This is a genomic window from Rhodococcus sp. C3V (assembly GCF_029269915.1).
Classification (GTDB): Bacteria; Actinomycetota; Actinomycetes; order Mycobacteriales; family Mycobacteriaceae; genus Rhodococcus_F; species Rhodococcus_F qingshengii.
Window position 1 is genome coordinate 221,634 of the sequence record NZ_JARJBE010000004.1, and the last position, 15,506, is coordinate 237,139.

Consider the following 15,506-nt stretch of genomic DNA (forward strand, 5'->3'; position numbering starts at 1 on the left):
GAACTTCGGTTTCGCGTCAAGATCGCGTCAAGACGCCAGGTCAGTGCGTAAGCGGATCGTCAGAGACGCGGAATCGGCCTTTCCGGAGGTCGAAGCTGAGAGAGCGCATCCGGTCGAGGGCGACCGCGCGTCATGGCTGCGATGCACAGCAGCACGGCAAAAGATTTCGAAGAGGGAAGCTCATGGCCGATCTGGCCTACGTTGCTCTGATTCTCGGCGGTTTTCTCGTGTGCGCGCTGGTACTGCGCGCCCTACAGGCGAGCGCTCCCAAATGACGGTTGCCGGTGTGGTCAGCGTGGTTCTGATCGCCGTCGCCGCGGCATTGGTCATTTACCTGCTCGTTGCACTCGTAGATCCTGAGAGGTTCTGATGTCGCCCGCTCTTGCAGCCGGCCTGCAGATCGCTTTTGTCCTCGTCGTTCTGGCAATCGCCTACGTCCCGGTGGGCGACTACATGGCGCGTGTTTACTCGTCGACGCGAGATCTTCGGGTCGAGAGTGTGATCTACCGCGTCGGTCGGATCGACTCCAGGGCCGAGCAGACGTGGTACGGCTACGCCGCAAGCGTTCTCGGATTCTCGCTGGCCAGCGCATTGTTCCTGTACTTCCTGCAACGGATTCAGGGAGTACTGCCGCTCAGTGACGGTCTGTCCGGGGTCAGTCCCGCCGTAGCGTTCAACACCGCGATTTCGTTTGTGGCGAACACCAACTGGCAGTCGTACACGCCGGAAACGACGATGAGCAACTTCGTTCAGCCCGTCGGTCTGGCGGTGCAGAACTTCGTCTCGGCAGCGGTCGGCATGGCGGTGGCCATCGCATTGGTTCGCGGCTTCATTCGGGTGGCCAGGGGCGGCGAGATCGGCAACTTCTGGGTCGATCTGACGCGTGGTTCTCTGCGCATCCTCCTCCCGCTCGCCTTCGTGATCGCCCTGATCCTGTTGAGCCAGGGTGTGATCCAGTCGTTCCACAGCGGTTTCGCCTCCACCGGCCTCGACGGCAATGCGGTGACCAATGCACTGGCCCCCGTCGCGTCCCAGGAAGCGATCAAGGAACTCGGCACCAACGGTGGCGGGATCTTGGCTGCCAACTCGGCGCACCCGTTCGAGAACCCCACCCCGTTGAGCAATGTCGTCGAGATCCTGGCGATCCTGTTGATTCCGGTCTGCCTCACCCGAACGTTCGGAACTCTCGTCGGGGATCGTAGGCAAGGCCTCACCTTGCTGGCAGTGATGGGAATCCTGTGGAGCGGGCTGCTCGCAGTCACGCTCGCTGCCGAATCCGGCGCACGCGGTGTTGCCGCCACAGCAGCTGGTTCGATGATGGAGGGCAAGGAAGTTCGCTTCGGAATCCCCGGATCGGCGTTGTTCGCGGTGGCGACCACGGGAACGTCGACGGGCGCGGTGAACTCGGCCCACGACAGCATGTCACCCCTCGGCGGCGGCGCGGTCCTGCTCAACATGTTGCTCGGCGAAATTGCGCCAGGTGGAGTCGGAACCGGCCTCTACGGGATTCTTGTGCTGGCATTGATCGCAGTGTTCGTCGGCGGACTGCTGGTCGGTCGCACGCCCGAATATCTCGGCAAGAAGTTGGGTCGACGCGAGATCACCCTTGCGGCGCTGTCGATTCTGGTCATGCCCGCGCTGGTCTTGATCGGTACCGCCATCACCGTCATCCTCGGTTCGACCACCGGTTATCAAGGCAATGGGGGAGATCCGGGCACGCCGGGATCGATCCACGGGTTCAGTGAGGTGCTTTACGCCTTCGCCTCCGCCTCCAACAACAACGGCAGCGCCTTCGGCGGTCTGACGGTCACCAGCGACTGGTTCCAGTCGTCTCTCGGAATCTGCATGCTTCTCGGCCGATTCCTGCCGATCATCTTCGTTCTCGCTTTGGCCGGTGCTCTTGCCTCGCAGAAGAAGGTGGCGCCGACGGCCGGCACCCTCCCGACGTCCGGACCGATGTTCACCGGTTTGTTGACCGGCACCGTCGTTCTTGTTGCTGCACTTACATTCTTCCCGGCCCTCGCGCTGGGCCCGCTAGCGGAGGCTCTTCAATGACCGTGCGTATCAGTGAGAAACCCGTGGTAGCGCAAGACGCCGCCGACAAGGCTGATCCAGGGCAGTCCCGTCAAGTACACGCAGGCGTTTTCAACCCGCGGCAGATGATCACCGCGTTGCCGGGGGCCGTGCGCAAACTCGACCCACGCCACCTCGCCCGCAACCCGGTCATGTTCGTGGTGTTGGTCGGTTCCGTCATCACCACTGTCATGGCGATCGCCGATCCCTCGGTGTTCTCCTGGGTGATCACCCTGTGGCTCTGGTTCACGGTGATCTTCGCGAACCTCGCCGAATCCGTGGCCGAAGGGCGCGGCAAGGCGCAGGCGGCGAGCCTGCGAAAGGTGAAGCAGGACACCACAGCACATCGGATCACGATGAGCGGTGCGATCGAATCGGTTTCCGGCACCGAACTGGTGGTCGGCGATCGGGTGATAGTGGTTGCCGGCGAGGTCATCCCCGGCGACGGCGACGTGGTCGAAGGTATTGCCTCCGTAGACGAATCGGCGATCACCGGTGAATCCGCGCCGGTGGTCCGTGAATCCGGTGGTGACCGGTGCGCCGTCACCGGTGGTACGACGGTTCTCTCGGACCGCATCGTCGTGGAAATCACCGCAGCACCGGGCAGTTCGTTCGTGGACCGGATGATCGCGCTCGTCGAGGGTGCTTCACGTCAGAAGACACCCAACGAGATTGCGCTCAACATCCTGCTCGCGTCGTTGACCGTCATCTTCCTCCTCGCCGTCGTAGCCATCGGCCCGATGGGCTTGTACGCGGGGCACGAGCAGGATCCGATCAAGCTGATCGCACTTCTCGTCTGCCTGATCCCGACGACCATCGGAGCGCTGCTCTCGGCGATCGGTATCGCGGGCATGGACCGCCTCGTCCAGCGCAACGTTCTCGCGATGTCGGGACGCGCGGTGGAAGCTGCGGGCGACATCGACACCCTGTTGATGGACAAGACCGGAACCATCACTTTCGGTAACCGCCGGGCCACCGCACTCCATCCGGCGCCCGGTGTATCCGCCGACGATCTTGCTGCGGCAGCTCGCTTGTCGAGCCTGGCCGACGGAACTCCCGAGGGACGGAGCATCGTCGAGCTGTGCGCAGCGGATTTCGGTCTCGCTGCCGAGCCGACGCTGGACGAGGAACGCGCAGAGTTCGTTCCGTTCACGGCACAAACCCGGATGAGCGGACTCGACCATTCCGGACGCCAAATCCGAAAGGGTGCAGCAGATGCGGTGATGAACTGGGTCGTCAGTGGCGGTGGACACGCGGAGAGCGCGGTGACCGACACCGTGAACGACATCGCCCAAGCGGGCGGAACGCCGCTGGTAGTTGCCGTCAAGCATGGTGAGAGTACCTCGATCCTCGGCGTGATCGCGTTGTCCGACGTCGTCAAGCCGGGAATGGCTGACAGGTTCGCCGAACTCCGGGCGATGGGTATTCGCACGATCATGATCACCGGCGACAATCCGTTGACCGCGAAGGCGATTGCCGACGAGGCGGGCGTCGACGACTTCATGGCGGAGGCCACCCCGGAAGACAAACTGGCCCTGATCCGGAAGGAACAGGAAGGCGGACGTCTCGTCGCGATGACAGGTGACGGCACCAATGATGCTCCCGCCCTTGCCCAGGCGGATGTCGGGGTCGCGATGAACACGGGAACCTCGGCAGCCAAAGAGGCCGGGAACATGGTCGATCTCGATTCCGATCCCACCAAGCTGATCGAGGTGGTGGAAATCGGCAAGCAATTGCTGATCACCCGCGGCGCGTTGACCACATTCTCGTTGGCGAACGACCTGGCGAAGTATTTCGCAATCCTGCCGGCCTTGTTCAGCGGCATCTACCCGCAGCTGGACGCGTTGAACATCATGCGTCTCGCCACCCCCGAATCGGCGATCGTCTCGGCCGTGATCTTCAACGCCTTGGTGATCATCGGTTTGATTCCGTTGGCACTCAAGGGTGTTCGCTACCGACCGTCGACGGCATCGCAGTTGCTCGGACGTAACCTGCTGGTCTACGGTCTCGGCGGTGTGATCACACCGTTCGTCGGTATCTGGTTGATCGATCTCGTCGTACGTTTGATTCCTGGAATTGGGTGACCTGACATGCGTTTCACTATCGGTTTTGCCAAACAGGTGTGGGCGGGTTTGCTCGTATTGCTCGCGCTCACCGTCGTTCTCGGTGTGGTCTATCCCGCCGCGGTCTGGGGTGTCAGCCGGATCAGCTCCGGATCTGCCGAAGGCTCACCGGTCACCGATGCCGCCGGTTGCGTGGTCGGCAGTGCCTGGGTGGGTGTCGATCCGCAGGTCGCCGAAGGGCAGCAGGACCCGTTCTTCCACAATCGTGTTGTCGGATCCGTTTCGAACGAGGATCCGTTTGCCACCGGTGATCCCGCTGCGGCACTGCCGTCCAACCAGGGGCCGAGCAGCGAGATTCTGGCCGGATTCGTCATCGAGCGCCGGGCAGCCATCGCGGCACGTGAGGGTGTCGACCCGGCATCGGTTCCCGTCGACGCAGTCACCGGTTCGGGCTCGGGTATCGATCCCCACATCAGTCCGGCGTACGCCGAACTGCAGGTCGCGAGGGTGGCGGCCAACAACGGCATCTCGGAAGACCAGGTGCGGGACTTGGTGGCCGAGCACACCGACGGTCGGCAACTCGGATTTCTCGGAGCCGAGCGAGTCAACGTACTGGAATTGAACCTGGCACTCGGATTGACGGCACCTACGTGTGCTGCACCGACGACTGGTGGATGATTGTCACGTGAGTTCTTCGGAGAAGGTCGGTCAATCTTTCGGTAGGGCACGCAAACGTGGTGAATTGCGTATCTACCTCGGCGCTGCGCCCGGCGTCGGAAAGACCTTCGCGATGCTCGGTGAGGCTCATCGGCGTCGAGATCGTGGCTGTGACGTGGTCGCGGCCGTCGTGGAGACACACGGCCGCGCCCGCACCGCGGCGCAGATCGGAGACCTCGAAACAGTGCCGCCCAAGCTGGTGGATTATCGCGGAACACGGATGCCGGAACTGGACGTCGAGGCCGTGTTGGCTCGGCGTCCGGCCCTTGTCCTGGTGGACGAGTTGGCACATACCAACACGCCAGGGAGCAAGAATCACAAGCGCTGGCAGGACGTACAGGAACTGCTCGAAGCCGGGATCGACGTTCTGTCCACGGTCAACGTGCAACACCTCGAAAGCCTCAACGACGTTGTCGCGCACATCACCGGCGTGGTTCAGCAGGAGACGGTTCCGGACGCGGTAGTGCGTAGTGCGGCGCAGGTCGAGCTGGTCGACATCACCCCGGAGGCGCTGCGCCGCAGACTTTCTCACGGAAACGTGTATTCACCAGAACGGGTCGATGCGGCCTTGGGCAATTACTTCAGACGCGGAAACCTCACGGCGCTACGCGAACTGGCTCTGCTGTGGGTGGCCGATCAGGTGGACGCCGCACTGGCGAAATACCGGGCCGAGAACAAGATCACCGATACCTGGGAAGCGCGCGAGCGTGTCGTCGTTGCCGTGACCGGGGGACCGGAGTCGGAAACCCTGGTACGACGCGCATCTCGAATCGCGTCGAAGTCGAGCGCCGAGCTGATGGTGGTCCACGTCGTACGCGGTGACGGACTCACCGGCGTCTCGGCCCCCGAGATGGGCAAGGTGCGCGCGTTGGCTGTCGGAGTCGGCGCCACGCTTCACACCGTTGTCGGTGACGACGTACCGTCGACGCTCCTCGAGTTCGCGCGTGAGGAGAACGCCACACAGTTGGTGCTGGGAACGTCGCGGCGTTCCCGCCTGGCTCGCATCCTCGACGAGGGGATCGGCGCTGCGGTGGTTCAGCAGTCCGGTGGTATCGACGTTCACATGGTCACGCACGAGGAAGCGACGGCGCGACGACGCATTTCGGTGCTGGGGCGCTCGGAGCGCCGGGTCCTGTCGTGGATTGCGGCGATCGTCGTGCCTTCGCTCGCGGCCGCGATCATGGGTCTCGTCGACCGAATCTCCGGGGTCAACGGCGAGAACGCGCTGTTCTTCGTCGTGGTCGTTCTGGTCGCCCTCCTCGGCGGCGTCGGCCCGGCGATATTGTCGGCCCTGATCTCGGGACTGCTGCTCAATTACTTCTTCACCGATCCGCGGTACAGCTTCACCATCGCCGAACCTGACAACTTCATCACCACTGTCGTGCTGTTGATCGTGGCTGTGGCAGTTGCCGTTCTGGTCGACGCCGCAGCAAAGCGCGCCCGCGAGGCGAAGCGCGCATCCGAGGAAGCCGAACTGCTCACACTGTTCGCGGGATCAGTTCTCCGCGGAGCGGATCTGTCGACACTTCTGTCGAAGGCACTCGAAATCTATCGCCAGCGAGGGGTTTCCGTCATTCATCACGACGACGGAGTCATCGCCGCCGTGGGTACGCAGCCGCCGACCACGGACGACGAAGCGGATACGGTCTGTGAGGTCAACGACGGGGAATACGCGCTGTTGTTGGCTGGGCCCGACCTGAGTGCGCGGGATCGACGAGTGCTGACGGTGGTGGCTCACCAAGCAGTTGGGATGATCCGCCAGGAGAAACTGACAGTCGAGGCGAGCAAGGCTGCCGCGCTCACCGAGGCTGATCAACTGCGTCGAGCCCTGCTGTCAGCGGTAAGCCATGACCTGCGAACGCCTCTCGCCGGAGTGAAGGCGGCGGTGTCGAGTCTGCGCAGCGACGACATCGAGTTCTCGCCCGAAGACACCGCTGAATTGTTGGCAACCATCGAGGAGTCGGCGGATCAGTTGACGGCGCTGGTCGGGAACTTGCTCGACTCGTCCCGACTTGCCGCCGGGGTGGTGAAACCCACGCTGCGGCCGGTGTATCTGGACGAGGTGGTTCACCGCGCGTTGCTGGGCCTCGGCATCGGTGGACGCTCGGATTCGCGGGCTCGAAGTGTAGTCGTCGACGTGGGTACCGTTGCAGTGCAGGCAGATCAAGGTCTGCTCGAGCGGGTGATTGCGAACATCGTCGACAACGCTCTGCGCTACGGGGGAGAAACCCCGGTGCGCGTCGGGGCGGCGCAACTCGGTGATCGTGTGGTGATCAGTGTTGCCGATACGGGCCCAGGTGTTCCGCGAGGTGAGGCCGAAACGATGTTCCAGCCGTTCCAACGGATGGGAGATCGCGACAACACCGGCGGAGTGGGCCTCGGACTTTCCGTGGTGCGCGGATTTGTCGATGCGATGGGCGGAACGGTCAGCGCCACAGACACACCTGGTGGGGGATTGACGATGATCGTGGAGTTGGCTGCGGCCGGTACGAATGGGAATGGATCATGAGTCGAATCCTGGTAGTGGACGACGAACCGCAGATTCTGCGAGCTCTGCGTATCAATCTTTCGGTGCGCGGGTACGAGGTGGTGACCGCGTCGACGGGCGCCGGTGCCTTGCGGGCTGCTGCCGAGCGTCCACCGGACGTCGTGGTACTCGATCTCGGACTGCCCGACATGGACGGCACCGAAGTGCTTGCCGGCCTGCGTGGCTGGTGCACGGCGCCGGTCATCGTGCTGTCGGCGCGCACGGATTCCGCGGACAAGGTCGAGGCTCTCGACGCCGGTGCGGACGACTACGTCACCAAGCCCTTCGGGATGGACGAGTTTCTGGCCCGCGTGCGCGCTGCGGCGAGGCGGGGAACCTCCGCGGCGGACACTTCGGAACCGTCGGTCGAGACCGCGTCCTTCACGGTGGACTTGGCTGCGAAAACAGTGAGTCGGCGCGGTGAACAGGTGCACCTGACTCCGACCGAGTGGGGCATGCTCGAGATGCTTGTGCGCAACCGCGGAAAGCTGGTCGGGCAGAAGGAGTTGCTTCGGGAAGTGTGGGGACCGGCGTACGACACCGAGACCCACTATCTACGTGTCTACCTGGCTCAACTTCGTCGGAAGCTCGAGGATGACCCGGCGAACCCCAAGCATCTGATCACCGAGGCAGGAATGGGTTATCGATTCGTGGTGTGAGAAGCCAGGTCAGAGCACAACTACCAATTTGCCACGTGCCGTACCGGCTTCCATCTTGGCATGTGCTCGCGCGATGTCCTCGAACGCGAACACCTCGTCGATCGGTACCACCGCCTCGCCTGACGCCACAGCGGAGAGGAAGTCTTGCAGTACGCCGGCAGGCAGGTCGGACGCGTCCCCACCGTACGAGGTCAATCGCACTCCGCGTGGAATGTAGTCGATCGGATAAAAGTCTTTGACTGTCCACTCGTTGGACAGCATTCCCGTGAAACACACGGTGCCGTGAACGCGGGTCGCGCGCAACGTGTCGGGAAGTGTTGGTGTTCCGACCAATTCGAGGGCCAGATCAACACCGCCCGGGAGGATGTCTCGAACCTGGCCGGCCACAGCACCGTCGTCGACGATAACGTGGTCAACCCCGATCGCGGTCAACGACGACGCTTTGTTCGCATCTCGGGTGGTCGCAAGGACAGTGAGTCCCCACTGCTTCGCCAGGACTGCGGTTGCCATGCCGACCGAGGAGGTTCCTCCCCGGATCAACAGGGATTGACCGGATTTCGCGTCCAGTCCTACCGTCAGCGAGCCGTAGGACGTCTGCAGCATCTCGGGAACAGCTCCCACTGTCGACCAGTCCAGTTCGCTCGAGAAGGGAACGACCTGACTGACGGGAACGCACGTGTACTCGGCATAACCGCCGTCGAACGTCCTCCCCATCCCACCCATCATGGCGGCGACTTGCCGGCCTTCGGTGAGCTCCCCGCCGGGGCAGTTCACCACTTCGCCGACGGCCTCGATGCCCAGCACCCTCGGGAATGTCACGCCTTCGGCGAGGCCGAGGCGGGTGTGAAGTTCGGATCGATTGAGGCCGAAAGCCTTCACCCGGACCAGTACCCAGCCCGCAATCGGCACGGGTATCGGAATCACTTTGATAGTCAATGCTTCTGGCGGGCCGGGGGCGTCGAGCACGATTGCGCGCATTGTGTCGGTCATGCTTTTTCCTTCGTGGTCGGTGTCAGGTTTCGATTGGCTTCACGCAGCGTGGCCAGTGTGGCGCCGAATCGATCGAGAGCGTCGGGCGTCAGCACGGAACCGAGACGGCGCTCCAATTCGCCGTCGAACGTTGCCTTCGCCCGCCGCAACAGCTCATTGCCCTCGGGAGTCAACTCGATGAGTGAGGATCGTTTGTCGGTGGGATTGGATTTTCGACGGCAGTGTCCAGCCGCTTCGATTCGATCCACCAGCTTGCTCGTGCCACCGACGGTGATCGCGAGGGCCTCGGCGATGTCGAAGACCCGACAGGAGCCGAGCCTGTCGATGATCTGCATCGGCTCGAATCGACTCAGTGGCAGGTCGTGCTCGATTCGGAGTCGCTGGTCGACGGCCGTCCACAGTTCGGTTTCGAAGCGGACGAGGTTGTCGAAGTGCCTGCTCAGGGCTGATCTGGTCACGAGCAGACTCCGAACCGATATGCATTCCGTGGAATCATTTTCTCACCGTACGCCCGATTCGTGATTAATTCCATGGAATCTATTTGCGGCCTTTCATTGTGTCGGTGGCGCATGGGAACATATGTTCGTGTCGCATGAACCGCTGGATCAAGAAACGCCAGGTAATCACCCTGGCGGTGCTCGTTCCGGCGGTAATCATTCTGGCGGTAGTCGGTCCACAGGTGACGCAACAATCCTGCATGCGGACCTCGATTCGTTCTACGCATCAGTCGAGCAACGCGACGACCCGACTCTGGCCGGCAGGCCGGTCATCGTCGGTGGTGGGGTGGTCTTGGCGGCAAGCTACGAGGCCAAGGCGTTCGGGGTTCGCACAGCCATGAGCGGTGGTCAGGCCCGATCACTGTGTCCTCAGGCGATAGTCGTCCCTCCGCGAATGTCGGCGTACTCGCAGGCGAGCAAAGACGTGTTCGACGTCTTTCACGACACGTCGCCGCTGGTCGAAGGAATCTCCATAGACGAGGCCTTTCTCGAGGTCGGCGGGCTCGCCAAGATCGTGGGAAACCCGCTGCAGATCGGAGCCAACCTCAGACGCGATGTGGCCGAGCAGGTCGGACTACCGATCACGGTCGGAATCGCACGCACCAAGTTCCTGGCCAAGGTCGCCAGTGCATTCGCGAAACCCGACGGATTGCTGCGAGTGCCGCCGGAGGGCGAGACCGAATTCCTGCATCCCTTGCCGGTCGAGAAGCTGTGGGGCGTCGGCAAGATCACGGCCCAGAAGCTGCGAAACTTCGACATCGTGACGGTGGGTGACATCGCTCGGCACGACGAATCCTCGATCGTCTCGATTCTCGGGGGCGGCGCCGGTCGCCATCTCTACGCACTCTCACACAATCGAGATCCGCGCCCCGTCCGCGCCTATCGTGGCCGCAGTTCGATGGGTGCTCAGCATGCGCTGGGTCGCGAATCCCATCCCCGCGCAGAACTCGATGCGTCGTTGATGTCCCTTGTCGACCGTGTCAGTCGACGCATGCGTTCGGCGCAGCGGACGGGGCGCACGGTCACGCTCCGGCTCCGCTTCGCGGATTTCACGCGGGCAACTCGATCTCACACGCTGCGCCGGTCCACCGCCGACACAGCGGAATTGCTGAGCGCCTCGATGGTGCTGCTGGACGAAGCGATACCGATGATCGCGGACAAGGGCATCACGTTGATCGGTGTCGCTGTCTCCAACCTGGATCGGGACGGCGCCGAACAACTCGAATTGCCCTTCGACGGTCCAGGATTCGCGGGTCCGGACACTGCCGCCCTCGACTCGGCAATGGACAGTGTCCGGAAGAAGTTCGGCTTCGCGGCCCTCACGAGGGGAGTGCTCCTGGGACGCGATCCGGACCTGTCGGTGCCGCTACTGCCGGACTAGGTGAGGTTTTCTCGCAGAGTCGCTCCCTCGTATTCGCGACGGAACAACCCACGCGCCTGCAGCACCGGAATCACGTGATCGACAAAATCTTCCAGACCCCGCGGATAGGTCGGCGGCATCAGATTGAAACCGTCGGCACCGCGGCCGTTCAACCAGGATCCCATCTCGTCGGCAATCGACTCCGGTGTTCCGATCATCGTTGCGTGACCACCACCCGCAGCGAGCGTCCCGAGGAGCTCCCGCACAGTCGGTGCGTCCTTCTCGACGATCCGCAAAATAGTGGCGTAGCGTCCCTGCGGCCCTGTGAACGCTTCGAGTGGAGGCAACGGGGGCACGGGCCCGTCGAGATCCCAGTTCTCGCAATCCTGTCCGGTGAACAACGAGAGTTGGCGTATCGACTGTTCGGTGGGCAGCAGGAGATCGAGTTCGGCCTTCTTCGCCCTGGCCTCGGCGACGGTGCTGCCGACGTAGGTGACCAGTCCCGGCATCACGGCGACAGAGTTCGAATCCCGGCCGGCTCGCTCGATTCTCGATTTCACGTCCGCGTAGTAGGCCTGTGCGCTGGGTAAGTCGTAGGCAACCGAATAGATTGCCTCGGCGCGACGCGCCGCCAGATCGCGGCCCTGCTCGGACGCCCCGGCCTGGAACAACACCGGCCGGCCTTGCGGGGAGCGCGGAACCGTCAACGGCCCGTCCACCCGAAAATGTTTGCCGTCGTGATCGATTCGAGAAATCCTGTTTGCGTCGGCAAAACGCCCCGACCGGTCGAGAATCAGCGCGTCTTCCGACCATGAATCCCACAATGCGAGGGCCACTTCGACAAATTCGTCGGCTCGTTCGTATCGGGATGCGTGATCGGGCATCGCCTCGAGTCCGTGGTTGCGCGCCTCCTGGTCGAACATCGAGGTCACGACGTTCCAGCCGGCCCGTCCGCCGCTGATGTGGTCGAGCGAGGCCAACAGTCGCGCCGCGTGAAACGGCGTGTAGAAAGTGGTGGAAATGGTGGTCACCAGGCCGATGTCCGCTGTCGCTCGTGCCATGGCAGTCAATGCGGTGATCGGCTCGAGAAACCACGACGCACCCGACTCGGGTTCGCGAACACTGTGACCGTCAGCGAAGAAGACGGCGTCCAGCTTGCCGCGTTCGGCGATCTGGGCGAGCGACTCGTAATACGTGATGTCGCCGAGACTTTCGACCGGTGAGTCGCGATGACGCCATGCCGCACTGTGATGTCCGCAACCGAGCAGGAACGCACCTATCCGCAGCTGTGCGCCCATCAGTTCTTGACGAGTCCGCCGTCGACAACCAGGTTCTGGCCGGTCACGGCCCGTGACCATGGTGAGGCGAAAAAGAGTGCAGCGTCGGCAAATTCGTCCGGCGTCGTGACTCGGCGCAGGGGAGTGCTTGCCGCGATCATGTCGAACACGGCTTCCGGTGTCGCGGCACTCGCATCGGTGGTGCGGAGCAAGCCGCCGGAGACCATGTTGACTGTGATCCCGTCCGGACCGAGGTCGGCGGACAGCGTCCGTGTCAGTGCCAACAGTGCGGCCTTGGCAGCGGTGTAGTCGTGGTACGGAACTACCGGATTCTGGACCAGATTGGTTCCGACAGTGATGATTCGGCCGAAGCCGAGTTCGCGCATGCCTGGTAGCGCTGCCTGGGTGGTATTGAGTGTTCCGGCAACAGCTCCGCGTAGTTGAGAGTCGAAGTCGGCCCAGGTGATCGTGTCCGCGTTCGGCCGGGCATCGCCGTTGAACGAGAAGTCGACGAGTGCATTGTCGACCACAGTCGATATCGGTGCGTCGAATCGCTCGCGTGCAGCGGAGAACAACTGGTCGACGGAACTGCGGTCCGTCACGTCCGCCTGGACTGCGAAGGTGCGATCCTCACCCAGTTCGGTGACCAGGGTCTCAGCGGCGTCACGGCTCTTGTTGTAGTTCACGATCACCCGGGCCCCCGAGCGGGAGAATGCTCGGCTCAGTGCGGCGCCGAGCCCGCGGGCGCCACCGGTGATCAGAACGATCTGCTCGTCCAGGCTGAGTGCGCGCTGAAATTGCTGTTCGGTCATGTCGACATCCCTCCGCCAGTGCTAACTGGTCAGGTTCATCGGGTCTGATCTCAGCCGACTTTTTCGGCACCCCGTGTCAGCGTCCATCAGACCACGTGAGGTGAATCGTCCTGAACGCCGGGTGCGTTGTAACGGCCGGCGCGATGAGTTTTCGATCGCTCGGGAGTCGTAATTGCAAGCGAAGTGGCAACCGGCCGCTCGCCTTCGCCCCAGGAGATTCCGATGACCACCCAGCCCGTCCACAACGAAACTGTTTCCGGTAGCGCCACGACGACGACACCTTCGGCCACGGCTCGCAAGCTCGGATACGTCCTGAGTGGGCTGTTCGTCGTTTTCATGCTCTTCGACGGCATTATCCACATTCTCAACCTTCAGACAGTCAAGGATGCGTCGGCTGAACTTGGGTTGCCGGACTCGCTGGCATTGACGGCTGGGGTGGTGCAACTGATCTGCCTTGCGCTGTACGTGATTCCGCGAACGTCGATACTCGGCGCGATTCTGCTCACCGGTTACCTGGGGGGAGCGGTGTTGACCAACCTTCGAGCTGAACAGCCTCTGCTGAGCACGACCCTGTTTGCCGTCTACACCGGAATCGTCATGTGGGCGGGACTGTATCTCCGGGACGAGAAGGTTCGCGAGATCATCCCGCTGCGTCGGGCCTGAAATAGGCCCCAGAGGGGGTTGCGTGGGACGCGGTGTCCCATTATGTTTGACCTCATTCAAGTCCGTCGACTGCAATCGACGGACTGGCCGTGAGGAGACACCGATGGCTCGGTCAGCGTCGATCGAAGTGGAAAAGCCGTACCACCAGGTACTGCAGACTTTGTCCGAGGGCTCAGTTGCCCGCAGTTTCGATCCCTATCTCGACATCGACTGGGATTCACCAGAGTTCGCGATCGATCCCCATGATCCGAGATGGGTGCTCTCGTCCGTGTCGGACCCCCTCGGGGCGACGCAGTGGTACCAGGATCAGTCGTTGGAGCGTCGAATCGCCATGGGAATGTGGCGTCAGGCGAACGTGACCAAGGTGGGTTCGGCTTTCGAGAGCATCTTGATCCGGGGAATGCTGCAATACATCATGGCGCTACCCAACCAGTCGCCTGAGTTCCGGTACTGCCTGCACGAGATGACCGAAGAGTGCAATCACATCCAGATGTTCCAGGAACTCGTCAATCGCATGGACATCGACGTGCCGGGTATGCGTCCGATGTTCCGGCGGCTGTCGCCGATCATCGGAGTGCTGGGAGCAAAGTTCCCGGTCATCTTCTTCATCGGCATTCTGGCTGGTGAAGAACCGATCGACCACTTCCAGAAGGATCTCATCCGTGAGGGTAAGGACACGCCGCCGGCGATGCTCCGCACCATGGAGATTCACATCGCCGAAGAAGCGAGACACATCTCGTTTGCTCACGAGTTCCTGCGCAATCACGTCCCCAGACTCAGTCGTACGAGTCGAGCCATCACATCGGTCGCCTTCCCCGGCGCGATGCGTTGGCTTGCGGGTGAAATCATGTCACCGCCAAAGGAATTCGCCGAAGAATTCGGAATCCCGGACGAGGTGATGAAGAGCGCCTTCTGGGGGAGCCCGCATTCACGCCGCATCCTGGGTAACTACTTCGGTGAAATGCGAGCCCTGGCAGACGAACTCGGATTGATGAATCCGGTGTCGAAGCGTGCGTGGCGAAAGCTGCGCATCGACGGCGACTACGCCCGCTACCGCGGCGAGCCGAAGCGTTCCGACAAGACCCGGATCTAGTCCGGCCGCGAAGTTCCTCCGTCGGAGGACACCAGCTCGGCTATGAGCGTGGACAATTCGACATGGGGATCGATCTGTAGTCCGCTCGAGCGGGCAACGCCGTCGAACATGTACCAGGTGTATTTCGCGAGGTCGGCGACGATCTCTTCGCGGCTCGGCTTCGGATCGGTGCTTCGGACCCAGTGGGTGAGCGTGCCCTCGACCATTGTCACCACTGCGAACGGTAGTGAATCGAAGGGTGAGGAGTCGATCCCCACGGATCGACCGACTTCGGTGATAGTGGTGCGGGCGGAGTCGGCGATTGTGGCCTTCAGACTGCTGATCGCGTCGATGCTCTCGTCGTCGTAGTCGGTGGGGCCGGTACCCATGAACTCGTGAATCCGCGGATGCTCGGTGATCCACTCGGCGACGGCGCTGATGGTTCGGGTCAGGATCTGGTCGAGAGTGCCTACCGAAATGCTCATCGACGCGTCCAGGGCCGCCGCAAATTGTCCGAGCACAAACGCTCGGACTCGTCGATCGAGGTCGTCTCGGCCGCTGAATTGGCGGTACACCACCGACTTGGCGAGGCCGGCACGATCGGCGATCTGCTGGACGGACACCTCGGCACCTGCCGCACGCTCTTCGAGCAGTTCGACCGCCGAGGTGAGTATCCGTTTCTGACGCTCGGAGTTGTGTCGCTCCCACCGCGCTTCGCGACCGGTCAACTCTGCAGTGACAGGTTGCGCAATTGCGTCGCTCGGCATCGCGCCAGTCTATCCGGACGGACCTGTCG

14 protein-coding genes and 1 riboswitch are annotated in these 15,506 nt (G+C 62.6%); of the genes, 9 read left to right on the forward strand and 5 right to left on the reverse strand.

Annotation, left to right across the window (positions count from 1 at the left end):
* Window positions 1–271: 271 nt before the first annotated feature.
* From kdpF to P3G66_RS13380, 6 genes are read left to right on the forward strand one after another with little or no spacing between them, the layout of a single operon-like run.
* Window positions 272–370: a K(+)-transporting ATPase subunit F gene (kdpF, locus tag P3G66_RS13355; protein WP_007731078.1), complete on the forward strand. Its 99-nt coding sequence runs from the start codon at window positions 272–274 to the stop codon at window positions 368–370.
* On the forward strand, window positions 370–2,055 hold the full coding sequence (gene kdpA / locus P3G66_RS13360; protein WP_276116706.1) for a potassium-transporting ATPase subunit KdpA: 1,686 nt from the start codon (window positions 370–372) through the stop codon (window positions 2,053–2,055). Before kdpF ends, kdpA begins: the two co-directional genes overlap by 1 nt.
* The gene (gene kdpB / locus P3G66_RS13365) at window positions 2,052–4,157 is read left to right on the forward strand and encodes a potassium-transporting ATPase subunit KdpB (RefSeq protein ID WP_276116707.1); all 2,106 of its coding nucleotides are present in this window, start codon (window positions 2,052–2,054) and stop codon (window positions 4,155–4,157) included. The genes kdpA and kdpB overlap by 4 nt, the downstream gene beginning before the upstream one ends.
* Before the next feature lie 6 nt (window positions 4,158–4,163).
* The gene (locus P3G66_RS13370) at window positions 4,164–4,814 is read left to right on the forward strand and encodes a potassium-transporting ATPase subunit C (RefSeq protein ID WP_276116708.1); all 651 of its coding nucleotides are present in this window, start codon (window positions 4,164–4,166) and stop codon (window positions 4,812–4,814) included.
* A gap of 7 nt (window positions 4,815–4,821) precedes the next feature.
* Window positions 4,822–7,362, forward strand: a complete 2,541-nt coding sequence (locus P3G66_RS13375) for a sensor histidine kinase KdpD (protein WP_158170118.1) — start codon at window positions 4,822–4,824, stop codon at window positions 7,360–7,362.
* Window positions 7,359–8,039, forward strand: a complete 681-nt coding sequence (locus P3G66_RS13380) for a response regulator (protein ID WP_003944545.1) — start codon at window positions 7,359–7,361, stop codon at window positions 8,037–8,039. Before P3G66_RS13375 ends, P3G66_RS13380 begins: the two co-directional genes overlap by 4 nt.
* A gap of 9 nt (window positions 8,040–8,048) precedes the next feature.
* Here the strand turns inward: P3G66_RS13380 and P3G66_RS13385 are convergent, their stop codons facing one another.
* On the reverse strand, window positions 8,049–9,029 hold the full coding sequence (locus P3G66_RS13385) for a zinc-binding alcohol dehydrogenase family protein (protein WP_042924097.1): 981 nt from the start codon (window positions 9,027–9,029) through the stop codon (window positions 8,049–8,051).
* Window positions 9,026–9,487 carry a MarR family transcriptional regulator gene (locus P3G66_RS13390; protein ID WP_007731082.1) on the reverse strand — a complete coding sequence of 154 codons (462 nt, stop codon included), beginning with the start codon at window positions 9,485–9,487 and terminating at the stop codon, window positions 9,026–9,028. Before P3G66_RS13390 ends, P3G66_RS13385 begins: the two co-directional genes overlap by 4 nt.
* Before the next feature lie 121 nt (window positions 9,488–9,608).
* Here P3G66_RS13390 and dinB point away from each other — a divergent pair, with 121 nt between their 5' ends.
* Window positions 9,609–10,907 (forward strand): DNA polymerase IV, encoded by a 1,299-nt coding sequence (gene dinB, locus P3G66_RS13395; protein ID WP_276116709.1) that lies wholly within the window; start codon window positions 9,609–9,611, stop codon window positions 10,905–10,907.
* Here dinB and P3G66_RS13400 read toward each other — a convergent pair.
* Window positions 10,904–12,184, reverse strand: a complete 1,281-nt coding sequence (locus P3G66_RS13400) for an LLM class flavin-dependent oxidoreductase (protein ID WP_058039414.1) — start codon at window positions 12,182–12,184, stop codon at window positions 10,904–10,906. The two genes, dinB and P3G66_RS13400, sit on opposite strands and share 4 nt — an antisense overlap.
* On the reverse strand, window positions 12,184–12,975 hold the full coding sequence (locus P3G66_RS13405; protein WP_276116710.1) for a 3-oxoacyl-ACP reductase: 792 nt from the start codon (window positions 12,973–12,975) through the stop codon (window positions 12,184–12,186). Before P3G66_RS13405 ends, P3G66_RS13400 begins: the two co-directional genes overlap by 1 nt.
* Window positions 12,966–13,059: riboswitch (TPP riboswitch) on the reverse strand. (Overlaps the previous gene by 10 nt.)
* A 138-nt stretch (window positions 13,060–13,197) precedes the next feature.
* Here P3G66_RS13405 and P3G66_RS13410 point away from each other — a divergent pair.
* Together P3G66_RS13410 and P3G66_RS13415 are read left to right on the forward strand one after the other, a co-directional pair.
* On the forward strand, window positions 13,198–13,638 hold the full coding sequence (locus P3G66_RS13410; RefSeq protein WP_165638846.1) for a DoxX family protein: 441 nt from the start codon (window positions 13,198–13,200) through the stop codon (window positions 13,636–13,638).
* 103 nt (window positions 13,639–13,741) lie between these two features.
* A complete protein-coding gene (locus P3G66_RS13415; RefSeq protein ID WP_003944493.1) occupies window positions 13,742–14,731 on the forward strand; it encodes a diiron oxygenase in 990 nt (329 codons plus the stop codon).
* On the opposite strand, the gene P3G66_RS13420 is transcribed toward P3G66_RS13415, so the two are convergent.
* Window positions 14,728–15,477 carry a TetR/AcrR family transcriptional regulator gene (locus tag P3G66_RS13420; RefSeq protein WP_276116711.1) on the reverse strand — a complete coding sequence of 250 codons (750 nt, stop codon included), beginning with the start codon at window positions 15,475–15,477 and terminating at the stop codon, window positions 14,728–14,730. The genes P3G66_RS13415 and P3G66_RS13420 overlap by 4 nt on opposite strands.
* Window positions 15,478–15,506: the final 29 nt, after the last annotated feature.